Here is a 25,529-nt window from a genome sequence, read left to right on the forward strand (position 1 = left end):
TAGCTTTGTCCTAGTCGAGTTTTTTCTTTTCCTTGGTCAAATCGCCGGCAGACAGCGGCAGGTAACCGCCTGCCGCGCCGGCCAGCAGGCTTTGCCCTGCCGGCGACAATATCATCTTCAGGTAATCCGCCAGCTGTCCGTCGAGGGCCTTGCCGGGCGGCCGGTTCAAATACAGCTGCAGGTACACGGAGAGCGGATATTTTCCCGCCGCCACGTTTTCAGGAGAAGGCATGACCGCGACGGCGCCATCGGCCGGCGACAGCGGCAAGATGCGCAGCGACGCGGGGATCGGAGCGTCGCTGGTCGGCGCGAGCAAGGCAATCCCGTAAGGATCGTCGGCGACTGCCGCCAAGACGGCTTGCGCGGTGTCCAGCGCTTCGTAGTGCGCAGCGAAGGGATATTTTCCCAGGTGTGCGGTACGCAAGACGGTAGCGCTGCCGCCATCGTCGCGCAGCCCGTACAAGTGGATGCGGCGTTGCTGCCAGCCGTCCTTCAGTCCCAGCTGCGACCAGAAATTCAGATTGCCCGCTGCCGAACCCGCGGTAAACACCTGGGCCAGCTGCTGCATGCTCAGGCTGGGCAGGGAATTGCGCCGGTTGACGTAGACGGCGGGTGCTGCTTGCCCGGAACCGGCGTAGCCGATACGGACCAGGAACGGCGCATAACCCCACGCTTGCCGGAACGCAGCGAGTTCGGCGGCGCTTGCTTCATGCGTGACGATGACCATGGAAGCGGCGCCGGCTGTCAGTGCCGGCAAGCCGGTCGACGAGCCCTTGAGCGCCATGCCGATGCTAGCTTGCGACTGGGTGCGGGCAAACATGGCGTTGAAGCGCTTGAACAGATCGGTTGCGTCATCCGCGCCGGCCAGCAGCAGCCCAGGTGCAGCCGGGCCCGACACGCTGATGCCGTCGCTTCCCGCCAGTTCGATTTTTTGCAATTCAGCGCGGACTTCCGCCGCCGACAGCGGAATATAGCCGCCGGCCTGGCTGGCGATGATTTCCTGGCCCTGGCGCGACAGCACCAGGCGCAGGTACTCCTTGGCGACCGGGTCAAGCGCTTGTCCCGGTTCGCGCCGCAAATAGAAATACACGTAACGGCCGTAAGGGTAGGCACCGGCAGCCACCTCCTGGCGGCTGCCGCGTGTCTCGCTGCGGCCATCGCCGGATACGATGGCGAGTTGCCTGAGCGCCGCGTTTTCGTGGCCGATGGCGGCAAACGCGATGCCGGCCGGATCCTGTTCCAGCCGTTTCAGGATGGTTTCGGTGCTGCCCCATTGTTCGTACGCCGGCGTGAAGGTCCGTCCTTGCAGCGGCCCGGACTGCATGTAGGTGCCCATGCCGGTATATTCAGGCGTGCCGAAAGGATGGATGGCGCGTTCTTTCCAGGCGCCGCCGGCGCCCAGCTGGCCCCAGTGGGAGAGGTCGCCGTCCGGGTTGCCGTTGGTGAAGATGCGCGCCACCTGGCTTGCGCTCAGGCGTTCGATCGGATTGGCGCGGTTGACGTAGATGCCGATCGAATACGACATTTCCTGCTGCGCATCGTCGGAAGTATGGGCGATGCGGATTTCCAGCGGCGCCGCGCCGACCGCTTTTTCATAGGCTTCCAGCTCCGCCGCATTGGCGCTGCGTCCCATCGGGCCGTACAGCATCCGTCCGTAAGTCAGCAGCGGCATGGTGGCGGTAGTGCCCTTGACATGGCCGGAAAAGCGCACGCCAGGATGGCTGCCGGCGAACAGGGCATTGAAACGGTCGATCACGAATTGCGCGTGCTCGGCGCCGCCGATGCGGATCGCGCCTTGCTCATCGAGATAGCTGGCGTGGGGCGGCAAGCTCACGCTCTGCGCTTGATACTCTGGCATTTCCTGGTCCGGCGCCGGCGCTGCATGCGCAGCCCCGGCGAGGAGCGGCAGCGCGCAAGCCAGCAATGCTTTCCTCATCCCGGCCATCCTCAGAAATTCAGCTTGGCGTTGAGCGTAAACTCGCGGCCGGCGCCGATATTGACGAACGGCGTGCCGGTGCAGCAGCTGGCAGTGTAATAAGTCGAATCGAAGATGTTCTTGATGTTGAACTGCCAGTCCACCGACTGGCCGCCGACCACCGTATTCCAGGATACGAACGCATCCATCACGCGGCCGTAGGGCAGGTGGTAGACCTTGCCGGTGCCGTCGCCCACCGGCAGGCTGCTGAACACGCGGGCGCCGGCGCCGGCCCTGACGCGGCCTTCGACCGGGCCGAGGCGCGAGACGCCGAAATCGCGCGTCAGGTACAGCGACGCCGAATGCTTTGGCGTATTCGGCAGGGGATTGCCGGCCAGCTTGGGATCGTCAGCGTAGCGCGCTTCGGTGTAGGCGTAGCTGCCGACCAGGCTCAGGTCCTGGCTGATGCGGCCGCTGGCGTCGAACTCCAGGCCGCGCGACCTGGCTTTGCCGGCGTTGCGGGTGTAGTTGACGCCGCCGATGGTTTCCGTGGTCTGGATGTTGCGCTTCTGGATATCGAACACGGCTACCGTGGCAGTCAGGTTGTCGGTTTCCAGTTTCGAGCCGATCTCGTAGCCCTTGGCCAGTTCCGGCGGCAACTCGCCGATCGGCGTTGCAATCGAAGTATTCGGCTTGAATGATTCGCTGTAGCTGGCGTACATCGACCAGTCCGGCGCCAGCTTGTAGACCACGCCGGCGCGCGGCGTGGCGCGTCCGGCGGCGACCTTGCTGCCGACGATGAAAGGACGGCCCTTGCCGGTCAGTTCATTGAAATATTCGTAGCGTGCGCCGGCCAGCAGGATCCAGCGTTCATCCAGGTGCATCGAATCCTGCACGAACACGCCGCGCGAGATCAGCTTGTCGGTCTGGTCGCTGTCGGCCGGGCTGATCTTGCTGCCGGCAGGCGTCAGCTGGCCGTAGACCGGATTGTAGATGTTGAACTGGGTATTGCTCGGGCCGCGGTAGAGGTCGCCCAGCACCCGGTAGTTGCGCATGTAGTCGACGCCGCCGACGATGTCGTGGCGCACCTCGCCCCAGTTGAATTTCCCTTCCAGGTTCAAGGTCAGCGTATGCGCCGACTGCACGCCGTTCTGGGTGGAGTCGACGCGCCGCGTGGCGATGCCGGTGGCGTAGTTGACCGACAGCACGCGCGCCTGCCAGTCGTTGTAGTAGCTGCGGCTGAAGCCGTAGCCGCCATGCAGGGTCCAGTCGGCGTTGAGCTTGTGGTCGAAGCGCAGGTTGACGGCGTCGGAACGGCCGGCCGACACGTTGTAGGCTTCGTCGAAGCGGCGCTCCTTGGGCACGGCCACCGGGTTGCCGGTGCGCGTATCGATGACGGTGCCGCGGTCGATAGGCACCGAATAGTTCATGTGTTCGTAGGCGAACGACAGCGTCGTATCGCGGCCATACCAGGCCAGCGACGGCGCCACCACCGATTGCGTGGTTTCGCCGAAGTTGCGCCAGTAGTTGCTGCGCTCATGGTCGGCGATCAGCCGGTACGCCAGCCCCGAATCGCCGATCGGCCCGGTCAGGTCGACCTGTTCGCTGACGCCGCCGTAGCTGGTGGCGCCGAGCGTGACCGAGCGCTGGCTTTCCAGCAGCGGTTTCTTGCTGACGACGTTGATGACGCCGCCCGGGTCCATGCTGCCGTAGAGCATCGACGAAGGACCTTTCAGCACTTCGATACGTTCCGTGGTCGGCGTGAAATTGCGCGGCTGGACCGACAGCATGCCGTCGCGCAGCATGGAGTTGTCGCGGTTGTCGCCGAAGCCGCGCTTGATGATTGCATCCAGCGTGCCGCCCAGCGTATTGCCCATGTGGACGCCGGACACCGTATCCAGCGATTCCGCCAGGCTGCTCGGCTGGCGGTCTTGCAGGAACTGGGAAGTGACGACGCTGACTGCCTGCGGCACGTCGATCAGGGCAGCATCGCTGCGGCTGCCGACCGAGGCGCGTTTTGCCTGGTAGCCTTTTTCCGCCGTGTCTTCCCGGCTGGCTTTGACGGACACGGTGGGCAGCGTGTTTTCACTGGCTGCCGCACTGGTGTTTGCTTGTGCTTGCGCATCGGCTGCAATGGCGCCGTGCGCCAGCATGGCGGTGCATATTCCTGCTAATTGCTTTCTCAAAACTTTATCCTCGCCTGGCTATTTATTTTTAGTAATAGGCGTCATTATATACAAATGAGAATCATTCGTAATTAAGTGAGGCAGGATTTTTTCAAAATACAACGCAATTTGCCAAAATATCAAATCGGCCGCTCTCAGCGAGACGCAAGAGAGCTCTGTAGAATTGCTGGATGCAAGTCCCGCCGGTAAAACAGAATTCTCAAAGACACCACCAGACCATCGTCAAAAGGAATATTCCAGTCATGAGTTATCACGCATCAAGCAAGCGCTACGACGAAATGCAGTACCGTTTCTGCGGCCGCAGCGGCCTCAAGCTGCCATTGTTGTCCATGGGGCTTTGGCACAATTTCGGCGACACTACCTCGCTGGCGCGCCAGCGGGAAATGGTGCACACCGCGTTCGACCTCGGCATCACCCATTTCGACCTGGCCAATAACTACGGGCCGCCGTACGGCAGCGCCGAAACCAATTTCGGCCGCATCCTGAAGGAGGACCTGCGGCCTTACCGCGACGAGCTGATCATCTCGACCAAGGCCGGCTGGGACATGTGGCCGGGGCCGTACGGCCAGGGCGGCGGTTCGCGCAAGTACGTGCTGGCCAGCCTCGATCAGAGCCTGCAGCGCATGGGCCTGGACTACGTCGATATCTTTTATTCGCACCGCTTCGATCCGGAAACGCCGCTGGAAGAAACCATGAGCGCGCTGGCGACGGCGGTGCAGCAGGGCAAGGCGCTGTATGTCGGCGTCTCGTCCTATTCGCCGGCCAAGACCGCGGAAGCCGCCAAGCTGCTGCGCGACTGGAAAGTGCCTTGCCTGATCCACCAGCCGTCCTACAACATGTTCAACCGCTGGATTGAAGACGGCTTGCTCGATACCCTGGAACAGGAAGGCATGGGCTGCATTACCTTTACCGCCTTGGCGCAGGGACTGCTGAGCGACAAATACCTGAACGGCGTGCCGCAGGATTCGCGCATCAATCGCGAGGGCGGCGGTTCGCTGCAGCAGGCTCACCTGAGCCCGGAAAACCTGGCGCGGGTGCGGGCGCTCAACGAGATCGCCAAGGCCCGTGGCCAGAGCCTGGCGCAGATGGCGCTGGCCTGGGTATTGCGCGATCCGCGCGTGACCACCACCTTGATCGGCGCCAGCAGCCCGGGCCAGATCCGGGAAAATGTGGCTGCCTTGCAGCGCCTGGATTTTACGAAAGAAGAACTGGCGGCCATCGACGAGCAGGCCAAGGAGGGCGGCATCAACCTGTGGGAGCGTTCGATAAAAGAGCTGGCGCCATAAGCCATAAGGTTACACGATGGAGAACTGCTGTTTTGCAGATATAAAAACGGGCGCCAGAGGCGCCCGTTTTTTCTTCTCTCCCTGATGCTTCGCCGCTAAATGAAAACTGCCGCCTGCTGCGTTGGCGCTGCCAGCAAGGCCGCCGGAACCTGGCTGGGCTGCCGGCGCTCGGTGCTGGGCGCAACGCTGAATACTTCGCGATAGGTCTTGCTGAAATGGCAGGCCGACTGGAAACCGCAAGCCACCGTGATGCTGAGTATCGACATGTCGGTCTGGCGCAGCAGTTCGCGCGCCTTGCGCAGGCGCAGCGTCAGGTAATAATGAGTAGGCGACATGCCCATGTGTTCCTTGAACATGCGCTGTAGCTGGCGCGGCGACGAGTTCGACAACTGCGCCAGCTCGTCCAGCGACAAGGGTTCCTCTATATTTGCTTCCATCAGCGACACCACTTCCACCATGGCCGGGCGGGCAGATGTCATGCGCACCGTCAGCGGCACCCGCTGCTGGTCCTTGTGGTCGCGCACGTGCTCCAGGATGAATTGATCGGCAATCGCCGCAATCGTGGTCTTGCCGACCTGGGTCGAAATCAGGTTCAGCATCATGTCCAGCGGCGCTATGCCGCCGGTGCAGGTGATGCGGTCGCGATCGACGACAAACAGGTCCGGCGCGAAAGAAATCGCGGGATAGGTTTGTTTCAGGCTCGACAGGTTTTCCCAATGGGTGGCGCAAGTGTAGCCGTCCAGCAGGCCGGCCTTGGCCAAGGCGAAGGCGCCGGTGCACAGGCTGCCCAGGGTCAGGTCCTGGGTCGCCAGGTATTGCAGCAATTCCAGCGTGGCAGGGTTGACCGCGGCGTCGATGTCGGTGCCGCCGCAGACGAACACGACATCGGCGGCAGGGCATTGGTCGGCGCGGATGGTGGTCACGGAAAGGCCGTTGCTGGCTGTCACGGGGCCGCCTTCAGGGCTGACCACCGACCAGCGGTACAGGATCGTTCCTTCCAGGTAGTTGGCCATCCTCAGTACTTCGATGGCATTTGAAAATGCCAGCATCGTAAAGTTGTTGAGCGGCATGAAAGCAAAATGGGTGAAGGAAGAACTGCTTTTAGACATGACCTGCTCCGTTGGCAAACATCAGCGATGGACAATGTAACGTTGAAACGACTGAACAACAAATGCTTTCGGTTGTGCGTCGCAATAAGCATGCCAAGCCGACCAGATGATTTATTTTCAACGCTTGCGGCCGCCGGAAAAGAGGAAAAAGGCGCTGGCCGCAGACGCAGGATTTGATTTCCAGTGCATTGCCCCGACCCGTCTTCCCAGGCTGTGCAGGCGCAAAAAAATATTGCCGGCGATCCCGCTTTTTGTGCACGTGAACCATTTCGGCGCAAGCGGCGCGCCGGCCGTCGCCATGGCCGGCGGACCGGCCTGCAAACGGCGCTTGGCTAAAAGTGACGGCAATGTCGCAAATTGAAAGGTTCCCGTCAGATCAAGTCAATAGCGGGGAAGGGGCTGGGACAAAATGGTGTCAACCAACGGACCACTCACGACACCCTCTTTTTCCCAGGCATATACAAATGACACTTCCTGCATTTTCCCAGTCGCTGGCCGAACGCGACGCCGCGGTCAAGCAAGCCATCAACCTTGAACTGGAACGCCAGCAAAACCAGATCGAGATGATTGCTTCCGAAAACATCGTTTCGCGCGCGGTGCTGGAAGCGCAGGGCTCGGTGCTGACCAACAAGTATGCGGAAGGTTATCCCGGCAAGCGCTATTACGGCGGCTGCGAATTCGTCGACCAGGTGGAAACCCTGGCGCTGGAACGGGTCAAGCAGCTGTTCGGCGCCAGGTACGCCAATGTGCAGCCGCACTCCGGCGCCCAGGCTAACGGCGCCGTCATGCTGGCGCTGGTGAAACCGGGAGATACCGTGCTCGGCATGTCGCTCGACGCCGGCGGCCATTTGACGCACGGCGCGCGGCCGGCGATGTCGGGGAAATGGTTCAACGCCGTGCAATACGGCGTCAACCGCGATACTTACCTGATCGACTACGACGAAGTGGAAGCGCTGGCGAAACAGCACAAGCCGCGCCTGATCATCGCTGGTTATTCCGCCTACCCGCGCCAGCTCGATTTCGCCCGTTTCCGCGCCATCGCCGACAGCGTCGATGCGCTGCTGATGGTCGACATGGCGCATATCGCCGGACTGGTCGCGACCGGCCATCATCCAAGTCCGGTGCCGCATGCGCATGTGGTTACGTCGACCACGCACAAGACTTTGCGCGGTCCGCGCGGCGGCTTCGTGCTGACCAATGACGAGGACATCGCCAAGAAAATCAATTCCGCGGTGTTCCCCGGCTTGCAGGGCGGCCCCTTGATGCATGTCATCGCCGGCAAGGCGGTCGCCTTCGGCGAGGCGCTGGAGCCAGAGTTCAAGCAATACATCGCCAGCGTGGTGGCCAACGCCAAAGCCTTGGGCGAAGTGCTGCTGGCCGGCGGCGTCGACCTGGTGACCGGCGGCACGGAAAACCACCTGCTGCTGGTCGACCTGCGGCCGAAGGGTTTGAAGGGCACGCAAGTGGAGCATGCGCTGGAACGCGCCGGCATTACCTGCAACAAGAACGGCATCCCGTTCGACACCGAAAAGCCGACAGTCACCTCCGGCATCCGGCTCGGCACGCCGGCCGGCACCGCGCGCGGTTTCGGCGTCGACGAGTTCCGCACCATCGGCCGCCTGACCGTCGAGATCTTCGATGCACTGGCGCGCAAGCCCGAGGGCGACGCCGAAGTCGAGCAGCGCGTGCTGGCTGAAGTACGCGCGCTGTGCAAGCGTTTCCCAATCTATTGAGGAGTCCGGCATGAGCAACCTGCACCAGCAAAGCCTGGTCATCGACGGCCTGAACATTTCCAAATGGGAGCGGCCGGTATTCGAAGACATGAAGAAGGGCGGCCTGAGCGCCGTCAACTGCACCATCTCGGTCTGGGAAAGTTTCCAGGGCACGGTCGGCAATGTGGTCGACATGAAGAACCTGATCCGCGACAACGCCGACCTGCTGACCCTGGTGCGCGGCGTCGACGATGTCAGGCGCGCAAAAAAGGAAGGGCGCACCGGCGTCATCCTGGGTTTCCAGAACGCCCATGCGTTTGAAGACAACCTTGGTTATATCGAAGTGTTCGCCGAGCTGGGCGTGCGGGTGGTGCAGCTTTGCTACAACACCCAGAACCTGATCGGCACCGGCTGCTACGAGCGCGACGGCGGCTTGTCCGGTTTTGGCCGCGAGGTGATCGAAGAGATGAACCGGGTCGGCATCATGGTCGATTTGTCGCATGTTGGCGGCAATACCTCGACCGAAGCGATCCTGGCCTCGAAGAAACCGGTCTGTTATTCGCACTGCCTGCCGTCCGGCCTGAAACAGCATCCGCGCAACAAGAGCGACGAGCAGCTGAAATTCATCGCCGGCCATGGCGGCTTCATCGGCGTCACCATGTTCCCGCCTTTCCTCAAGCGCGGCAGCAGCGCCAATGTCGACGACTACGTGGAAGCCTTCGATTACATCATCAACCTGGTCGGCGACGATTGCGTCGGCATCGGCACCGATTTCACGCAAGGCTACGGCAAGCCGTTCTTTGAATGGCTGACGCACGACAAGGGCCGCCATCGCCGCCTGACCGATTTCGGCACGGTGATCAATCCTGAAGGTTTTCGCACCATAGGCGATTTCCCCAACCTGACCAGTGCGATGGAACGCGCCGGCTGGAAGGAAAGCCGCATACGCAAGGTGCTGGGCGAAAACTGGCTGCGGGTTTTCGGCGAAGTCTGGAACGATTGAACGTCAAGCAAGATACCGAGGAGTAGCGATGCAACCCCAATTGCCGATTGAAGTCGACGCCAGCACCGGCGTCTGGACCACCGACAAACTGCCGATGCTGTATGTCCCGCGCCATTTTTTCACCAACAACCATACCGCGGTGGAAGCCGCGCTCGGACGCGAAGAATATGCCGAGATCCTGTACCAGGCCGGCCACAAGTCCGCCTATTTCTGGTGCGAAAAGGAAGCCAGGCAGCACGGCATGTCCGGCCTCGACGTCTACAAACATTACCTGAAGCGCCTGTCGCAGCGCGGCTGGGGCCTGTTCTCTTTCACCGAGGTAGATGCGGCCAAGGCCAGCGCCAGCATCAAGCTGCTCAATTCATCGTTCGTGCTGCAGCAGCCGGAAGCGCACGGCAAGCTTTGCTACATGTTCGCCGGCTGGTTTGCCGGCGCCATGGACTGGGTCTCCGACACCACCGGCAATCCGTTGCGCTCGAGCTGCAGCGAAACCCAGTGCGGCGGCGAAGGCCACGATCATTGCGTGTTTACAGTCACGGCAGTCGCCGCTCAGGGATAGATACAGACCATGCGTTATCCGACTTTGTTTTCGCCGTTGACCCTGAACCAGGTGACCCTGCGCAACCGGGTAGTCAGCACCGCCCACGCAGAGGTGTACGCGGAAGCCGGCGGCTTGCCGGGCGAACGCTATATACGGTATTACGAAGAAAAGGCCAAGGGCGGCCTGGGGCTGGCGATTTGCGGCGGCTCCAGCACGGTTTCCATCGACAGCCCGCAAGGCTGGTGGAAATCGGTCAACCTGACCACCGACAAGGTGATCGAGCCTTTGTCGCGGCTGGCGGAGGCCATGCACCGGCACGGCGCCAAGATCATGATCCAGGCTACCCACATGGGGCGCCGCACGGCATGGCATGGCGAGAACTGGCCGCACCTGGTCAGCCCGTCGGGGATCCGTGAACCGGTCCATCGCGGCAACGCCAAGATCATCGAGATTGAAGAAATCCGCCGCATCGTCGCCGACTTTGCCGCTGCCGCCAAACGCGTCAAGCAGGCCGGCATGGACGGCATCGAGATTTCCGCCGCCCACCAGCAGCTGATCGACCAGTTCTGGAGTCCGCGCGTGAACCAGCGCAGCGACGAATACGGCGGCAGCCTGGAAAACCGCATGCGCTTCGGCATTGAAGTGCTGACCGCGGTGCGGGAAGCGGTCGGCAGCGATTTCTGCGTTGGCCTGCGCATGTGCGGCGACGAGTTCCATGAAGACGGCGTCGATCACGAAACCGCCAAGGAAATCGCGCAAGCGATGTCGGCCAGCGGCCTGGTCGATTTCCTGAGCGTGGTCGGCTCCGGCGCCGATACCCACAATACCCTGGCCAACTGTATGCCGCCGATGGCGCTGCCGCCGGAACCGTTTGTCCACCTGGCGGCCGGCATCAAGGCGGTGTCCAAGGTGCCGGTGATGCACGCGCAAAGCATACGCGACGCCGGCCAGGCGGAACGCATACTGTCTTCCGGCATGGTCGACCTGGTAGGCATGACGCGCGCGCAGATCGCCGATCCGCACATGGTGATCAAGATCCGCGACGGCCGTGAAGACGAAATCAAGCAATGCGTGGGCGCCAACTACTGCATCGACCGCCAGTACAACGGGCTCGACGTGCTGTGCGTACAGAACGCCGCGACCTCGCGCGAACAAAGCATGCCGCACCAGATCGCCAAAAGCCGCGGCCCGAAACGCAAGGTAGTAGTGGTGGGAGCCGGCCCCGCTGGACTGGAAGCAGCGCGGGTGGCGCGTGAACGCGGCCACGATGTGGTGCTGTTCGAGCGCAGCGATGTCGTCGGCGGCCAGATCAACCTGGCGGCCAAGGCGCCGCAGCGCGAGCAGATGGCCGGCATCGTGCGCTGGTTCGACATGGAAACCAGGCGCCTCGGCGTCGACCGCCGGCTGGGCGTGGATGCCGATGAAGCGATGATCATGGCCGAACAGCCGGATATCGTGGTACTGGCGACCGGCGGCAGCAATTACACCGGCCAGGTTGCGGCCTGGGGCATTGCCGAGGGCCTGTCGGTCAGCTCCTGGGATATCCTGCAAGGCCGCGTCGCGCCCGGCAAGAACGTGCTGGTGTACGACGGCATCAGCACCCACGCCGGTTTCGGCGTCGCCGATTTCCTGGCCAGCCGCGGCAGCCTGGTGGAAATCGTCACGCCCGATGTCAAGATCGCCGACGATACCGGCGGCACCACTTTCCCGATTTTCTATCGCCGCCTGTATGCACAAGGCGTGATCCCGACACCGAACTACTGGCTGGACCGGGTCTACGCCGAGGGCGACAAGAAGGTCGCGGTGCTGCGCAACGAATACACCGAGATACAGGAAGAGCGGGTAGTCGACCAGGTGGTGATTGAAAACGGCATCCTGCCCAACGATCATCTGTACTGGTCGCTCAAGCCGCAATCGCTCAACCGCGGCCAGATCGACCTCAACAAGCTGTTCGCCGCCGAGCCGCAGCTGGCCTTGGCGGAAACCCTGGGCGACGGCCGCTTCCTGCTGTTCCGGGTCGGCGACTGCATCTCCATGCATAATATCCACGCAGCGATCTACGATGCGCTGCGCCTGTGCAAGGATTTCTGACCATGGGCGCCCTGGCTTCTTCCCTCAACCATGCCATCACCGTGCTGTTCTGGCTGTCGGTGGCGGGATTGTCTGCCGGCCTGGCGCGGCGGGCTGCCTTGTGGCGCGCCGGCCGCGACGCCTCGGTATCCTGGCTGGGCCTGCTGGCGATTCCAAAGCGCTATTTTGTCGACCTGCATCATGTGGTGGCGCGCGATCCCTATATTGCCCGCACCCACGTGGCGGCCGCCGGCGGCGCGATAGCGGCGATGGCGCTGGTGGCGGTCAATTACGGCCTGATGCTGTATGCCTCGGCGCTGGACAAGGCGATCGGCCTGTTTGCGCTGGTCATGCTGGCCGGCGTGCTGTTCGTCTGGCACCGGCGCCGCACGCCGCCGGCGCGCTTGTCGCGCGGCGCCTGGATGCGTTTGCCCTGGATGCTGGCGGCGTTTGCGCTGGGTTTGCTGGCGCTGGGCCTGCTTCCCTTGCAATTGATGTCAGGCTTGAGCGCGCTGGTGACCGTGCTGCTGCTGGGATTGGGCGCTTGGACCTTGACCGTGGGCGCGGCCCGCGGCGGGCCGATGAAACACGCGCTGGCCGGCCTGCTGCACCTGGCGTTCCATCCGCGCCAGGAACGGTTCAAGCAAGATTTCACACATGACGGCAAACGCACGCCGGTTACCGCGCTCAAGCCGCTCAAGCTGGAGCAGGGCGAGCTGGGCGTCGGCAAGCCGGTCGAGTTTCGCTGGAACCAGCTGCTGGGTTTCGACGCCTGCGTCCAGTGCGGCAAGTGCGAAGCGGCGTGTCCGGCCTTCGCCGCCGGCCAGCCTTTGAACCCGAAGAAGCTGATACAAGACATGGTGACCGGCATGGCCGGCGGCAGCGACGCTGATTTTGCCGGCAGCCCGTACCCCGGCATTCCGCTTGGCAAGCATCAAGGCCGGCCGCTGGATGCGATCGTGCCGGGCCTGGTCTCTCCCGAGACCCTGTGGTCCTGCACCACCTGCCGCGCCTGCGTGCAGGAATGCCCGATGCTGATCGAGCATGTCGACGCCATTGTCGACATGCGGCGCCACCAGGCCTTGCAGTTCGGCGAGGTGCCTGGCAAGGGTCCGGAAGTGCTGGCGAACCTGCGCGAGACCGGCAGCGCAGGCGGCTTTGACCTGGGCGTGCGCTACAACTGGGCGATCGACCTCGGTGTGCGGCAGATCGTTCCCGGCCAGGCGGTCGACGTGTTGCTGATGGTGGGCGAGGGCGGTTTCGACATGCGCTACCAGCGCAGCTTGCGCGCGCTGGTCAAGGTGCTGCAGGCCGCGGACGTGGATTTCGCCGTGCTGGGCTCGCTGGAAACCGACACCGGCGACGTAGCCCGCCGCCTGGGCGACGAAGCGACGTTCCAGGGCATGGCGCAGCACATGATTGCCCAGTTGTCTGCTTTCACCTTCAAGCGGATTGTCACTGCCGATCCGCATGTCATGCACTGCCTGCGCAACGAATATCCGGCGTTCGGCGGCCGCTACGAGGTTTTTCATCACACCACCTTCATGGCGGCGCTGGTGAGTTCCGGAAAAATCAAGCCGAGGGTTGAACCGGCCGCCGGCAGCGACCAGCGTTTCACCTATCACGATCCGTGCTACCTGGGACGCTACAACGGCGAGATCGAAGCGCCGCGCGAACTGCTCAAGATGCTGGGCCTGCCGCTGCACGAGATGGAGCGCAACGGCATGCGCGGGCGCTGCTGCGGCGGCGGCGGTGGCGCGCCCCTGACCGATATCCCCGGCAAGCAGCGCATTCCCGACATCCGCATCCATGACGCCCGCGCCGTGCGCGCCGATACGGTGGTGGTGGCTTGTCCGAATTGCACTGCGATGCTGGAAGGCGTGGTAGGGCCGCGCCCGGAAGTGCGCGACATCGCCGAACTGCTGGCCGCGGCACTGGAGAATTGACGATGGACATGGCGATACAAAACAGCGTCAGGCGCATCAACCCGCGCCGTCCATTCAGCATCAACGCCGATGGCGTCAAGCGTATCGTGCTGGGCCAGCTTGGCGACAGCGGCGGCGACGGCGGCCAGGCCGCGCTGCAAAGCCAGCCGCACCAGGCTGCAAAACCTGTGCGCCTGGCCGCCGATGCCGTGACCACAGGCTGCCTGCTGGCGGTGGCGCACAGCGATCGCGGCGCGCTGGATGAACACGCGCGCCAGGCGGTGGCTGCCGCGGCGCTGCTGGCCGATGGCGCGACCGAAGTGGCGCTGCTGGTGTTCGGCGGCCTGGACGACGACGCCGCCGCGCTGGGTGCGGACCGCTGCGTCGTGCTGCCGCAATACGGCAACCATGCGTTTGCGCCGGAAGCGGAACTCGCAGCGCTGCAGGCTTTGATGGAAACACTGCTGCCGGCCCACGTGTTCATTCCCGATGACGGCGTCACTGGCAGCGACCTCGGCCGGCGCCTGGGCGCCGCCGGGACCGCGGCCAGCGTCGCCACCCATGTGGTCGAAATCAGCAAGTGCGGCCTGGCGGTTTACCGCCAGCAAGGCAGCATGCTGGCTCGGCGCAGCCTGGCGCAGGTGGTCCTGCTGGAAACCGATGTCGTGGATGCGCGTTTGCCTTTCCTCGGGCGCGGACAGGTCGCTGGCGAGCTGAGCGCGGCCATCGGCGTCAAGGCGGAGGCGGCGACATCATCCAGTCCATTCCTGGATCTCGGCAGCAAGACCATGGCGGCCTCGCAGATGGAACTGGATGAAGCCGATTTCATTGTGTCGGCGGGCAACGGCGTTGACGATGTCGCGCTGTTCAAATCGCTGGCAAATGCGCTGGATGCGGCGGTAGGCGCAAGCCGGGTCGCGGTCGACGACGGCAAATTCCAGCGCGACAAGCAGATCGGCGCTACCGGCAAGACTGTCAGCGCCAGCGCCTACCTGGCCTTCGGTATTTCCGGCGCGGTCCAGCACCTGCAGGGCATCAAGGATTGCCGCCATGTGATCGCGGTCAACCTGGACGCCAGCGCGCCGATGATCAAGCGCGCCGACCTCAGCATCATCGGCGACGCCCAGGAACTGATGACGGCGCTGCTGGACCAGGTGCGGCAAGCCCGCAGCATGGAGGGCGCATCATGAGCCAGGCTGTCATCAAACGGATTGCCGTGCTGGTGTCGATAGGCCGCCATCCGGTCAGCGGCGTGCCGCGCTATAGCCGTAACGACGCCGCCGCGCTGGACATGGCCGGCAAGCTGGCGCAGCGCTCGGCTGGAACCAGCATCGATGTGATCCATGCCGGCGACGCCGGCAATCCAGCCCTGCCTGAATACCTGGCGTTGGGTGCGGCTAGCATCACCCTGGTCGAAGCCGCGGCGTCGCGGGAGGTATTGCCGGCATTGCAATCACAGCTGCAGGCTCAGTTGCAACCATATGACCTGGTGCTGTGCGGCAGCCGTGCCGAAGGCGGGGCGGCTAGCGGCATGCTGCCTTACCTGCTGGCGGCGCGCCTGGGCCTGCCGTTGCTGGCCGGCGTGGTTGCCGTGACGCCGGACCGGGACCGAGACCGGGACAGCATCGTCGCCCAGCAATATCTGCCCAAGGGCCGGCGCCGTGAAGTAGCGCTCAAGCTGCCGGCCCTGATGACAGTCCATCCGCTGGCGCCAAACGGCTTGCGTTATGCCTACGCCAGGTTGCGTAGCGGCGAAATCAGGAAGCAGGCGTTTTCTGCTGCCGCGGCGGCGAGCGGCGATAGCGCCGGGGAATGGACGGTCGAACCTGCCAAAGCCGTGCCGCGCAAGCTGGTCGCGCCTGAAAAGCGCTCCGGCCATGCCCGCATGCAAGCCGCCACCGTGAGCGAAAGCCGCGGCGGCAAGGTGGTCCAGGACGGCAGCGCGGCCGACAAGGCGCAAGTGGTGCTGGCCTATCTGCGCGAGCATCGCCTGGTCGATTATTGATTTTATAAATGGGTTTGCAACCGGATTTGCAAAGCGGCGGTTCCATCAATGCAATGCATGGAGAAACAATTGAAAGTATCCAAAGAGATTCAATCACTGATCGCTGAGCGCCTGCCTGGCCATAGCCTGGATGCGCCGTTTTACCTGAGCCCGGAAATCTTCGACCTGGATATCCGGGAGATTTTCAGCAAGCACTGGATCCATGTGGCGGTCGAGCCGGATATTCCCGAGCCGGGCGATTACGTCACGGTCGAGATCGGTCTCAATTCCATCGTGGTGGTGCGCGACGACGACATGTCGGTGCGTGCTTATCACAATGTATGCCGCCATCGGGGCGCGCGTTTGTGTTCCGAACACAAGGGTTCGGTGGGCAACCTGGTCTGCCCTTATCACCAGTGGACTTACAACCTGGACGGACAGCTGATCCATGCCGATCACATGGGCGAGAAATTCGACCGCAGCAAGCACGGCTTGAAGCCGGTGCACGTCGAGAACCTGGCCGGCCTGATATTCATCTGCCTGGCGGAACAGCCGCCGCAGGACTTTGCGGTCATGCGCGACGCCATGGCGCCCTATCTGCTGCCGCACGGGCTGCAGGACTGCAAGATCGCCAAGCAGGTCGACCTGATCGAGGAGGGCAACTGGAAGCTGACGATGGAAAACAATCGCGAGTGCTATCACTGCGCGAGCAATCATCCTGAACTGACCGCCTCGCTGTTCGAGTTCGGTTTCGGCTACCAGTCGGCGCCTGGCAATGCAGAACAGATCGCCGAATTCGATCGCCTGGCCGCGCAGCGCTGCGCCGAATGGGAGCAGGGCGGCTTGCCGTCGGCGGAGATAGAGCGGCTGGACGAACTGGTGACCGGCTTCCGCACCCAGCGCCTGCCGCTGGACCGCGCCGGCGAATCGCAGACGCTGGATGGCAAGGTCGCTTCCGGCAAGCTGCTGGGACAGTTCGAACGCGCCGACCTGGGTGGCTTGTCATTCTGGACCCAGCCGAATTCCTGGCACCACTTCATGAGCGACCATATCGTCAGTTTTTCGGTCCTGCCCTTGTCGGCGGAACGCACCCTGGTGCGCACCAAATGGCTGGTGCATAAGGATGCGCGCGAAGGCATCGACTACCAGCTCGACAACCTGAGCGCGGTGTGGAACGCCACCAACGACCAGGACAAGCGGCTGGTCGAACTGTCGCAGCAAGGAGCACGCAGCGCAGCCTATCAGCCCGGTCCTTATTCGCCGTTTACCGAGGGCCTGGTTGAGAAATTCTGCAGCTGGTACATCGGCCGCTTGTCGGCCGGCCTGGCTGCCGGTTCGGGCCCGGGCTCGGCAACCGTCATAGCGATCGCCGTGGAGAATTGATTGAAAGCCGAAATATTGCCAGGGCCGGTCATGGATACTTATAAACTGAATCGCCGGAATTTCTGGGACAGCATGCCGCCGCTGTGGAACAGCGACAGCGAAGAGATGCTGGCCTGCTGCCAGGTGCGGGCAGAGACGCACGATGTAAAGAGTTTTTTCTTCGCCGCGCCCGGCGGCGGCGCCTTTGCGTTCCAGCCCGGCCAGTTCATCACGCTGGAGCTGGAAATCAACGGCGAAGCGATCAACCGCTGCTACACCATTTCATCCTCGCCGGCACGGCCGCACACGATTTCGATCACGGTCAAGCGGGTTCCCGGCGGGCCGGTCTCGAACTGGCTGCACGACAATCTCAAGGCCGGCGACAAGCTCAAGGTGCTGCGCGCAGCCGGCGAATTTACCTGCGCTGTCTATCCGGCGGAAAAATACCTCTTCCTCTCGGCCGGCTCGGGCATCACGCCGCTGATGTCGATGTCGCGCGCGCATCATGACCTGTGCGACGACCGGGACATCGTTTTCGTCCACAGCGCGCGCACGCCGGACGACATCATCTTCGAACGCGAGCTGAGCCTGATCGCTGCCAGCCAGCAGAATTTCCGCACGCGCTTCATCTGCGAGCGGCTGGGCCAGCGGCGCGACTGGTCGGGTCCGACCGGCATGCTGTCGCTGGCGGCGCTGAAGCTGATGGCGCCCGATTTCATGGAGCGGGAAATCTTCGTCTGCGGCCCCGCGCCTTACATGAAAGCGGTGCGCGGCATGCTCGACGAAGCCGGTTTCGACCGTGCCCGCTACCACGAAGAAAGTTTTTCCTTCGAGGCGTTGCAACAGGAGAGCCAACCGCAGGCAACGCCAGAAAACGCACCGGCAGCAACCGGCTTCGAAGTCAATTTCCAGAAAAGCATGCGCCAAATCACCTGCGGTCCGCAGCAGCATGTGCTGGACGCCGCCCGCAACGCAGGCGTCCGCCTGGCATCCTCATGCGCCCAAGGCATGTGCGGCACCTGCAAGGTCAAGCTGGTGTCCGGAACGGTAGACATGCAGCACAAAGGCGGCATCCGCCAACGCGAAATCGACCAAGGCATGGTGCTCCTCTGCTGCAGCAAACCGCTAAGCAACCTGGTCGTAGACAAATAATTAGGGTCAGAGTCGAATTGTTTTTAAAATTAATTCGACTCTGACCCTAATTAAAGCAGCAGCACCGATTGGAATATATTGAAGGGGTTGAGCATGAGTCTGATACGAAAATTATGTTGGCTGATCGTTGCGCTGGCGTGCGTGGCTGGTGCGGGAGGGGCGGCGGCGGATGGCAAGCCGGGGATCAAGATCGGCTATGTGGAAGGATGGTCGGACAGTGTGGCGACTACTTATGTCGCGGCGCAGATCATCCGGCAGCACTTGGGGTATGAGGTCAAGCTGGTGCCGGTTTCCGCCGGACTGATGTGGCAGGGCGTGGCGCGTGGCGACCTGGACGCCACCATGTCGGCCTGGCTGCCGGTGACGCAGGGTGCGTATTACGAGAAGCTGAAGGACAAGGTGGTGAACCTGGGGGTGAATTATCCGGGCGCCAGGATCGGGCTGATCGTGCCTGCTTACGTGAATGCCGGCAGCATTGCCGATCTGCCTGCGCAGAAGGCTGCGTTCGAGGGACGCATCGTCGGCATCGATGCCGGCGCCGGGGTCATGACCAAGACGGAACTGGCGATCAAGGACTACGGGCTGGATTACAAGCTGGTGCCTAGTTCGGGCAGCGGCATGGTGGCCGAGCTGGAGCGTTCGATCCGCAACAACAAGGCGATTGCGGTGACCGGCTGGGTGCCGCACTGGATGTTCGCCAAGTGGAAACTCAAGTTCCTGGACGATCCGAAAAAGGTCTACGGCGAAGCCGAGCATGTCGACAGCATCGCCAATCCTGGCCTGGAAGCGAAGGCCAGGCCGGTCAACGATCTGCTGAAGCGTTTCTCATGGCAGCCGGGCGAAATCGACAGCGTCATGCTGGCCATTGAAAACGGCGCCAAGCCGGAAGCGGCGGCCAAGCAATGGGTCGATGCGCATCCGCAGCGCGTCAGCCAGTGGCTGCAGAAGTAGAGCGCTCAGGTTTTAAAGCAGGGTGACGCGGCGCTAGCGTTGTCATCGGATTTCCTTTGGCGTTACTATGGTCCATCGCTGTGCCGGTATCATGCCCGGCAGTCGGCCATGTAGCGCAGTTAAAAGGATGCCTATGGACCTGCTTATTCGTAATGCCACGCTGCCGGACGGCAGGAGCGGTGTTGATATCGCCATGGCCGACGGCCGCATCCAGGCAGTCGGCTCGGCGCTCGCGGTCAGCGCCGCCCAGGAGATCGATGCCGGCGGCAACCTGGTGACGCCGCCGTTGGTCGATGCGCATTTTCATATGGATGCCACCCTCAGCTATGGGCTGCCGCGCGTTAACAGCTCCGGTACGCTGCTGGAAGGAATCGCGCTGTGGGGCGAGCTGAAACCGGTGCTGACGCAGGAAGCGCTGGTCGCCAGGGCAATGCAATATTGCGACTGGGCCGTGGCGCGCGGCTTGCTGGCGATCCGCTCGCATGTCGATATCTGCGACGACCGCTTGCTTGCGGTAGAAGCGCTGCTGCACGTCAAGCGCCAGGTGGCGCCTTACCTTGACTTGCAGTTGGTGGCGTTTCCGCAAGATGGACTGTTGCGCAGCCCAAGCGCGTTTGCCAACCTGAAGCGAGCGATTGCCATGGGAGTCGATGTGGTCGGCGGCATCCCGCATTTTGAACGCACCATGGCCGACGGCGCCGAGTCGGTCCGCCTGCTGTGCGAGTTTGCCGCGGAAAAGGGCTTGCGCGTCGACATGCATTGCGACGAATCGGACGACCCCATGTCGCGTCATATCGAAACCCTGGCATTTCATGCGCAGCGGCTGGGGTTGCAAGGCCGGGTGACAGGATCGCACCTGACCTCAATGCATTCGATGGACAACTACTATGTCAGCAAGCTGCTGCCGCTGATCCGCGAAGCGGGGGTGGCGGCGATCGCCAATCCTCTGATCAACATCACCTTGCAGGGCCGGCATGACAGCTATCCGAAACGCCGCGGCATGACCCGCGTGCCGGAAATGCTGGCGGCCGGCATCGATGTCGCTTTCGGCCACGATTGCGTGATGGATCCCTGGTACAGCCTGGGCTCAGGCGACATGCTGGAGGTGGCGCACATGGGCCTGCACGTGGCGCAGATGACCGGGCAGGAAGCGATGCACGCCTGTTTCCTGGCCGTGACGGAAACGCCGGCGCGGATACTCGGCCTGAGCGGCTACGGTTTGACGCCTGGCTGCAACGCCGACCTGGTGGTGCTCGATGCGCGCAGCACGGTCGAAGCGATCAGGCTGCGTGCCGGCAGAAGATATGTGATCCGGCGCGGCAAGGTCATCAGCCAGTCGCCGGCAATACAGGCTACGCTGGCGCTGCCGGGCCGGCCGGCAACGGTCGATTTCCGCTTGCATCCCGGTTGAGCGAGGACGCCTGGAGCAGGCTGTTGAAAAGAACCGAAGCCATGCGCATCCGATGACTTCGGCAATGCGCCTCGCGTTTGCCGGAGCAGCATTTTTCTCGCGAAGCGACCGGGGACCTGGACGATCAGAAGGTCTTGGTCAGCGACAGCACCAGCGTCGTGGCCAGCGGGTTGGATACCTCGGCTTGGCCCGCCGAATTCAGCACGCCGGTGGTGTAGTGGTCATAAACGCCATTCTTGCCCCAGCCTTTGGTGACCGCGCCGGCGACAGTCCAGCCGCCGTCAAACGCCTTGGACAGGGCGATTTTGCCGTCCTGGAAACTGTAGGCAGAGAAATTCCTCACCCGCTCGTTACCGTAGTGCAGCAGCAGGCTGTAGCCGCTGCCGAGGTCGAACGTGCCGTTCAGGTCCAGGTAGCCCGAGCCGCGGCTGTGCTGGCCGCTGCCTATGCCTAGCGTTGCGCTGTTGTAGCCGAAATAGTCAGGCGTGTAAGTCAGCCAGTATTTGACGTTGAACCACTTGTAGGTCAGCGAGGCGACCGCTTCGCCGTAGTTGTATTTGGTTTTTGCAAACGACGCTTCGGCGCCGGGGTAGAGGTAATAGTAGATCTGCCCGGTGTAGGTGAAATCGCCGGCGGTGCCGGTGTAACCGCCGTACAGGTCCCACTCGACCGAACCGCCTTCGATGAAATGATCGCTGACGGTCGACATCCAGGTGCCGGCAAACAGGCCGCTCGGATGTGCATAGTCAAAGCCGCCCTGGATGGCGGGTTTGCCCCAGGTCTGGCGGAAGCCGCGCGACACGTATTGCGAGGCGATGGTGACGTTGGCGGTGAACGGCGATGCAGGTGCGGCAGCCGATGCTGCGGCAGCCGGTGCCGCGGCGGACGGCGCCGTAGCGGCGCTGCTGTCGATGGCCTGGGCCGATGCCGGCAACTGGAAACTGAATGCGACGGCCGCGGCAAGCCACGGGTAACTGCGGGTCCTGCTGGATTTCTGAAGCATGCTGACAACTCCCCTTTTGGTGTATTTCCATTTTGATATCAATCGCCTGTCTTGCCGATTGCGCCTTCGCGATATCGTGATAGCAAGCGATTGCAGCAACAGGAAACAAGGCTGTGCGGCTCGCTCGGTTTTATTGCTCGCTTCGATACCTGCAGATAATTATTGTCCCGGCAGGAAAACCTAACTCCCTGCAATTGCGACTAAAAATGATGGAATTGCGACATAAAAAAATCGACTGGTGACGGACAGGCAATGGCTAGTCATGGCACGACAAGTGCTTCGTCGTTTTTGATTAAGTGCTTGTCGTAAATCGTCATCCGGCAAAAAACCTTTGTCGCGACTATGTGAATAACGTAAGACGAATTTTTCTCATGGATTTCCCGCCGTCGTAAGGGCGCCGGACAATGCGTTGCCGCTTGTCTTCCCAGCCGTGCTGCACATACACTCTGCAGCAGTGGATTTGAAACAAGCGGGCAAGGACGGCCAGACCCGCACGCTAGCGATTTGTTGCAGTGAGGAATGATCCCGGCTGCAATAGCGTCGAATGCACAATCAGGAGACAGGTAATGAAGTCTGCAAAAGTAGTAGTTGACCGTTTGTACAAGGTCTTCGGCAATAACCCGCAGTCAGCCCTGGACATGCTGGAGAGAGGGCAGTCGAAAGACCAGATATTTGCCGAGACCGGGCAGGTGGTCGGCGTGCAAAACGTGTCGTTCGAGGTGCAGGAGGGCGAGATATTCGTGCTGATGGGCTTGTCCGGTTCGGGCAAGTCGACCCTGATCCGGCTGATCAACCGCCTGGTCGATCCCAGCGCCGGCAATGTCCTGGTGGATGGCCAGAACGTGGCGCAGATGACGAATTCGCAATTGATCAAGCTGCGCCGGCGCGACATGAGCATGGTGTTCCAGTCGTTTGCGCTGATGCCGCACCGGACGGTGTTGTCGAATGCCTGCTTCGGCCTGGAAGTGGCCGGGGTCGGCAAGAAAGAGCGCGAGCGCCGCACCATGGCGGTGCTGGAGCAGGTCGGCCTGGCGTCGTTCGCCAACAAGCTGCCGTGCGAACTGTCGGGCGGCATGCAGCAGCGGGTCGGCCTGGCGCGGGCGCTGGCGGTCAACCCGTCGCTGATGATCATGGATGAGGCGTTCTCCGCGCTCGATCCGCTCAAGCGCAAGGAAATGCAGGACGTGCTGCTGGATTTGCAAAAGGAACAGCAGCGCACCATCATTTTTGTCTCGCACGACCTGGAAGAAGCGCTGCGCATCGGCAGCCGCATCGCCATCATGGAGGGCGGCCGGCTGGTGCAGGTCGGCACCGCCCAGGAAATCATCGACCATCCTGCCGAAGAATATGTGCGCGCCTTTTTCGACGGCGTCGACACCAACCGCTATCTCACCGCCGGCGACCTCATGCAAACCGATGCCGTGCCTCTGGTGGCTTCCGCCGGCGAGGTGCAGGCCAACGGCGACCTGTACCGCAGCAGCCGCTCCGATTATGCCTTCGTGGTGGACGCCGCGCGCAAGGTGCAAGGCATCGTTGCCACGCGCCGCCATGCCGACGCCAGCGGCAACCTGCAGCTGAACGGGCTGGACCGCATCGACGTGATCCACCACCGCAGCAACCTGGAAGATGTGATGGACCGGCTGATCAGCAGCCGCAGTCCATTGCCGGTGGTGGACGGCGACGGCTGCTATTGCGGTGCGATCAGCCAGTCCATGGTGCTCCAAGCTTTGTCAAAATCCCGAGGTTCGCATGTCTGAACATCTTCCGCTGGGACGCTGGGTCGACCAGTTCGTCCATTACATACTCGATAAGCACGGCAACAGTTTCGACAGCTTCGGCAATGCCATCAGCTGGTTTGCCGAAACCATCGAGCACGGCCTGCAGGTTTTGCCGCTCTGGCTGCTGATGGGCTTTTTCATCGTGCTGGGCATCTGGCGCGTCGGCTTCAAGTTCGCGCTGTTCACCGTGGTGTCTTTCTTCGTCATCTATAACACAGGGTTCTGGGACCAGACCATCGTCACCCTGGGGCTGACCATTTCGTCGACCCTGATCAGCCTGGCGCTGGGCATCCCGGTCGGGGTCTGGGCCGCCAAGAGCAAACGGGTGGCGATGGTGGTGCGTCCTATCCTGGACCTGATGCAGACCATGCCGGCCTTCGTCTACCTGATCCCGGCCGCCATGATGTTCGGCCTGGGCCGGGTGCCGGGCATATTGTCCACCGTGATTTTTGCGATGCCGCCGGCGGTGCGCCTGACCGCGCTCGGCATCCGCCAGGTCAACAACGAGATCGTCGAAGCCGGCCAGGCTTTCGGCTGCACCGGCTGGCAGCTGCTGTACAAGGTGCAGTTCCCGAACGCCTTGCCGTCGATCATGGCCGGCATCAACCAGACCATCATGATGGCGCTGTCGATGGTGATCATCGCTTCCATGGTGGGCGCCGGCGGCCTCGGCAACGATGTGCTGGCCAGCATCCAGCGGCTCGACATCGGCCTCGGCTTCGAGAGCGGCCTGAGCGTGGTGCTGCTGGCGATCATCCTCGACCGCATCACCGAAAGTTTCGGCCGCACGCCGGAAGCCGGCAAGGTGCAGCGCTTTTTCCGGCTGCGCAAATGGTTTCGCAAGAGCCCTGCGCTGGCCGCCGGCTAAGGGCAGGGGAAAAGGGCAGCAACAGATAGCAGCAACGTGATCCGCGCCGGAGGTCCGGCGCCGGTAGCCATAGATGGAGGCAGGATGTCTTCGTACCAAGCCGCTTCGAAGCCGGGAACGCCGGCAACGCCCACGCTGCCGCCGGGCGCCGCGCCGGCGCCGGTGCTGCACTTCGGTTTCCTGACCTTGCCGAATTTCTCGATGATTGCTTTCGCCAGTGCGATTGAAGTTTTGCGCATGGCCAATTACATCAGCCGCCAGACCCTGTACCGCTGGTCGGTGATCAGCATCGACGGCGCGCCGGCGCAGGCCAGCAACGGCTTGCCGATTACGCCGACGCTGACCCTGGAGCAGGCCGGCACGCCGGACATCCTGTTTGTCTGCGGCGGCGTCAAGATCCATGAGGCGGTCAACGACAAGCTGAACGCCATGCTGACCCAGCTGGCGCGGCGCAACGTCAAGCTGGGCGGCATCTGCACCGGCAGCTACGCGCTGGTCAAGGCCGGCCTGATGAACGGCTACCAATGCGCCATCCACTGGGAAAACATTTCCGCCCTGCGCGAAGAATTTCCGCGCGTGCTGTTTACCGAGGGATTGTTCGCGGTAGACCGCGACCGCCTCACCTGTTCCGGCGGCACCGCCCCCATCGACCTGATGCTGAACCTGACTGCCAACCGCTACGGCAAGACGCTGGCGGCAGAGATTTCCGAGCAGTTCATCCTGGAACGCATACGCGACGGCGCTTACCAGCAGCATATCCCGATTGCCGCCCGGCTCGGCTTCAGCCGCAAGGAGCTGATCGAAGTCGCCAGGCTGATGGAAACCCACATCGAAGAAACCCTGTCCTTTGAAGAAATCGCCAGGCTGGTGGGTTTGTCGCAACGCCAGCTGCAGCGCATGTTCAAGTATTACCTGGACGTCACGCCTACCCATTATTACCTGCAGCTGCGCTTGCGGCGCGCACGCGAGCTGCTGCTGCAGACCACCATGTCGATCATGAGCGTGACGGTGGCTTGCGGGTTCCAGTCGTCCTGCCATTTCAGCAAGGCGTATCGCAACCAGTTCGGCCGTTCTCCCAGCAGCGAACGGCACCTGCGCCATCCCTACCTGTCCGCGGTCGACGAACTGCCGCCGTTGCCGGCCTTGCCGCTGGCGGTGGACGAGCTGTTTGACGCCGGCAGGCAATAGCATGTCGCAATCGGTCTAAAGCCCAGCCCGGATGCGATGTAATTTCTTACCTGTACCGGTACGCATGATTTATTCCTGTTGCGTC

19 protein-coding genes are annotated in these 25,529 nt (G+C 62.5%); 15 read left to right on the forward strand and 4 right to left on the reverse strand.

The genetic code is table 11. From position 1 onward, the window contains the following. Positions 1-10: 10 nt before the first annotated feature. Together BM062_RS14895 and BM062_RS14900 are read right to left on the reverse strand one after the other, a co-directional pair. A complete protein-coding gene (locus BM062_RS14895; RefSeq protein WP_175501016.1) occupies positions 11-1,936 on the reverse strand; it encodes a PstS family phosphate ABC transporter substrate-binding protein in 1,926 nt (641 codons plus the stop codon). Between the two features lie 11 nt (positions 1,937-1,947). After that, positions 1,948-4,101, reverse strand: a complete 2,154-nt coding sequence (locus BM062_RS14900) for a TonB-dependent siderophore receptor (protein WP_092398153.1) — start codon at positions 4,099-4,101, stop codon at positions 1,948-1,950. 242 nt (positions 4,102-4,343) lie between these two features. Between BM062_RS14900 and mgrA the strand changes: the two genes are divergently transcribed. Continuing rightward, positions 4,344-5,387 (forward strand): L-glyceraldehyde 3-phosphate reductase, encoded by a 1,044-nt coding sequence (gene mgrA / locus BM062_RS14905; RefSeq protein WP_092398155.1) that lies wholly within the window; start codon positions 4,344-4,346, stop codon positions 5,385-5,387. A gap of 95 nt (positions 5,388-5,482) precedes the next feature. On the opposite strand, the gene BM062_RS14910 is transcribed toward mgrA, so the two are convergent. Then, on the reverse strand, positions 5,483-6,496 hold the full coding sequence (locus BM062_RS14910; protein WP_254785084.1) for a GlxA family transcriptional regulator: 1,014 nt from the start codon (positions 6,494-6,496) through the stop codon (positions 5,483-5,485). 464 nt (positions 6,497-6,960) lie between these two features. On the opposite strand from BM062_RS14910, the gene BM062_RS14920 reads away from it, so the two are divergent. The 11 genes from BM062_RS14920 to BM062_RS14970 all read left to right on the forward strand — a co-directional run bounded on the left by BM062_RS14920 (position 6,961) and on the right by BM062_RS14970 (position 20,607). After that, positions 6,961-8,229, forward strand: coding sequence for a serine hydroxymethyltransferase (locus BM062_RS14920; protein ID WP_092398161.1), 1,269 nt, complete (start codon positions 6,961-6,963; stop codon positions 8,227-8,229). Between the two features lie 10 nt (positions 8,230-8,239). Continuing rightward, on the forward strand, positions 8,240-9,211 hold the full coding sequence (locus BM062_RS14925) for a dipeptidase (protein WP_092398163.1): 972 nt from the start codon (positions 8,240-8,242) through the stop codon (positions 9,209-9,211). Between the two features lie 28 nt (positions 9,212-9,239). Next, the gene (locus BM062_RS14930) at positions 9,240-9,770 is read left to right on the forward strand and encodes a DUF5943 domain-containing protein (protein WP_092398166.1); all 531 of its coding nucleotides are present in this window, start codon (positions 9,240-9,242) and stop codon (positions 9,768-9,770) included. 9 nt (positions 9,771-9,779) lie between these two features. After that, entirely contained in the window at positions 9,780-11,843 is a 2,064-nt protein-coding gene (locus BM062_RS14935) for an NADH:flavin oxidoreductase (RefSeq protein WP_092398168.1), read from the forward strand. A 2-nt stretch (positions 11,844-11,845) separates the two neighbouring features. Further along, positions 11,846-13,768: a (Fe-S)-binding protein gene (locus BM062_RS14940; RefSeq protein ID WP_092398170.1), complete on the forward strand. Its 1,923-nt coding sequence runs from the start codon at positions 11,846-11,848 to the stop codon at positions 13,766-13,768. Positions 13,769-13,770: 2 nt separating this feature from the next. Then, entirely contained in the window at positions 13,771-14,937 is a 1,167-nt protein-coding gene (locus BM062_RS14945; protein WP_092398172.1) for an electron transfer flavoprotein subunit alpha/FixB family protein, read from the forward strand. Next, entirely contained in the window at positions 14,934-15,752 is an 819-nt protein-coding gene (locus tag BM062_RS14950; RefSeq protein WP_092398174.1) for a drug:proton antiporter, read from the forward strand. The genes BM062_RS14945 and BM062_RS14950 overlap by 4 nt, the downstream gene beginning before the upstream one ends. Before the next feature lie 48 nt (positions 15,753-15,800). Further along, the gene (locus BM062_RS14955) at positions 15,801-17,114 is read left to right on the forward strand and encodes an aromatic ring-hydroxylating oxygenase subunit alpha (protein ID WP_092398176.1); all 1,314 of its coding nucleotides are present in this window, start codon (positions 15,801-15,803) and stop codon (positions 17,112-17,114) included. Positions 17,115-17,144: 30 nt separating this feature from the next. Beyond that, positions 17,145-18,245 (forward strand): FAD-binding oxidoreductase, encoded by a 1,101-nt coding sequence (locus BM062_RS14960; RefSeq protein WP_092398307.1) that lies wholly within the window; start codon positions 17,145-17,147, stop codon positions 18,243-18,245. 93 nt (positions 18,246-18,338) lie between these two features. Beyond that, positions 18,339-19,196, forward strand: a complete 858-nt coding sequence (locus tag BM062_RS14965; RefSeq protein ID WP_092398178.1) for a glycine betaine ABC transporter substrate-binding protein — start codon at positions 18,339-18,341, stop codon at positions 19,194-19,196. A gap of 133 nt (positions 19,197-19,329) precedes the next feature. After that, the gene (locus BM062_RS14970; protein ID WP_092398180.1) at positions 19,330-20,607 is read left to right on the forward strand and encodes an amidohydrolase family protein; all 1,278 of its coding nucleotides are present in this window, start codon (positions 19,330-19,332) and stop codon (positions 20,605-20,607) included. A gap of 124 nt (positions 20,608-20,731) precedes the next feature. On the opposite strand, the gene BM062_RS14975 is transcribed toward BM062_RS14970, so the two are convergent. Beyond that, on the reverse strand, positions 20,732-21,610 hold the full coding sequence (locus tag BM062_RS14975) for a TorF family putative porin (RefSeq protein ID WP_092398182.1): 879 nt from the start codon (positions 21,608-21,610) through the stop codon (positions 20,732-20,734). 566 nt (positions 21,611-22,176) lie between these two features. Here BM062_RS14975 and BM062_RS14980 point away from each other — a divergent pair. The 3 genes from BM062_RS14980 (at position 22,177) to BM062_RS14990 (ending at position 25,444) form a co-directional block, all read left to right on the forward strand. Continuing rightward, a complete protein-coding gene (locus BM062_RS14980) occupies positions 22,177-23,367 on the forward strand; it encodes a quaternary amine ABC transporter ATP-binding protein (protein ID WP_092398184.1) in 1,191 nt (396 codons plus the stop codon). Continuing rightward, positions 23,360-24,256, forward strand: a complete 897-nt coding sequence (gene choW / locus BM062_RS14985; RefSeq protein WP_092398186.1) for a choline ABC transporter permease subunit — start codon at positions 23,360-23,362, stop codon at positions 24,254-24,256. The genes BM062_RS14980 and choW overlap by 8 nt, the downstream gene beginning before the upstream one ends. An 84-nt stretch (positions 24,257-24,340) precedes the next feature. Beyond that, positions 24,341-25,444: a GlxA family transcriptional regulator gene (locus BM062_RS14990; protein ID WP_092398188.1), complete on the forward strand. Its 1,104-nt coding sequence runs from the start codon at positions 24,341-24,343 to the stop codon at positions 25,442-25,444. Positions 25,445-25,529: the final 85 nt, after the last annotated feature.

This window comes from Collimonas sp. OK412 (genome assembly GCF_900112135.1).
In the GTDB taxonomy this organism is placed as follows: Bacteria; Pseudomonadota; Gammaproteobacteria; order Burkholderiales; family Burkholderiaceae_D; genus Collimonas; species Collimonas rhizosphaerae.

What these genes read in the sequence shown, in the direction of transcription:
- BM062_RS14895 (WP_175501016.1), bottom strand. Translation starts at nt 1,936, where the DNA reads ATGAGGAAAGCATTGCTGGCTTGCGCGCTGCCGCTCCTCGCCGGGGCT.
- mgrA (WP_092398155.1), top strand. Translation starts at nt 4,344, where the DNA reads ATGAGTTATCACGCATCAAGCAAGCGCTACGACGAAATGCAGTACCGT.
- BM062_RS14910 (WP_254785084.1), bottom strand. Translation starts at nt 6,496, where the DNA reads ATGTCTAAAAGCAGTTCTTCCTTCACCCATTTTGCTTTCATGCCGCTC.
- BM062_RS14920 (WP_092398161.1), top strand. Translation starts at nt 6,961, where the DNA reads ATGACACTTCCTGCATTTTCCCAGTCGCTGGCCGAACGCGACGCCGCG.
- BM062_RS14925 (WP_092398163.1), top strand. Translation starts at nt 8,240, where the DNA reads ATGAGCAACCTGCACCAGCAAAGCCTGGTCATCGACGGCCTGAACATT.
- BM062_RS14930 (WP_092398166.1), top strand. Translation starts at nt 9,240, where the DNA reads ATGCAACCCCAATTGCCGATTGAAGTCGACGCCAGCACCGGCGTCTGG.
- BM062_RS14935 (WP_092398168.1), top strand. Translation starts at nt 9,780, where the DNA reads ATGCGTTATCCGACTTTGTTTTCGCCGTTGACCCTGAACCAGGTGACC.
- BM062_RS14940 (WP_092398170.1), top strand. Translation starts at nt 11,846, where the DNA reads ATGGGCGCCCTGGCTTCTTCCCTCAACCATGCCATCACCGTGCTGTTC.
- BM062_RS14945 (WP_092398172.1), top strand. Translation starts at nt 13,771, where the DNA reads ATGGACATGGCGATACAAAACAGCGTCAGGCGCATCAACCCGCGCCGT.
- BM062_RS14950 (WP_092398174.1), top strand. Translation starts at nt 14,934, where the DNA reads ATGAGCCAGGCTGTCATCAAACGGATTGCCGTGCTGGTGTCGATAGGC.
- BM062_RS14955 (WP_092398176.1), top strand. Translation starts at nt 15,801, where the DNA reads ATGCAATGCATGGAGAAACAATTGAAAGTATCCAAAGAGATTCAATCA.
- BM062_RS14960 (WP_092398307.1), top strand. Translation starts at nt 17,145, where the DNA reads ATGGATACTTATAAACTGAATCGCCGGAATTTCTGGGACAGCATGCCG.
- BM062_RS14965 (WP_092398178.1), top strand. Translation starts at nt 18,339, where the DNA reads ATGAGTCTGATACGAAAATTATGTTGGCTGATCGTTGCGCTGGCGTGC.
- BM062_RS14970 (WP_092398180.1), top strand. Translation starts at nt 19,330, where the DNA reads ATGGACCTGCTTATTCGTAATGCCACGCTGCCGGACGGCAGGAGCGGT.
- BM062_RS14975 (WP_092398182.1), bottom strand. Translation starts at nt 21,610, where the DNA reads ATGCTTCAGAAATCCAGCAGGACCCGCAGTTACCCGTGGCTTGCCGCG.
- BM062_RS14980 (WP_092398184.1), top strand. Translation starts at nt 22,177, where the DNA reads ATGAAGTCTGCAAAAGTAGTAGTTGACCGTTTGTACAAGGTCTTCGGC.
- choW (WP_092398186.1), top strand. Translation starts at nt 23,360, where the DNA reads ATGTCTGAACATCTTCCGCTGGGACGCTGGGTCGACCAGTTCGTCCAT.
- BM062_RS14990 (WP_092398188.1), top strand. Translation starts at nt 24,341, where the DNA reads ATGTCTTCGTACCAAGCCGCTTCGAAGCCGGGAACGCCGGCAACGCCC.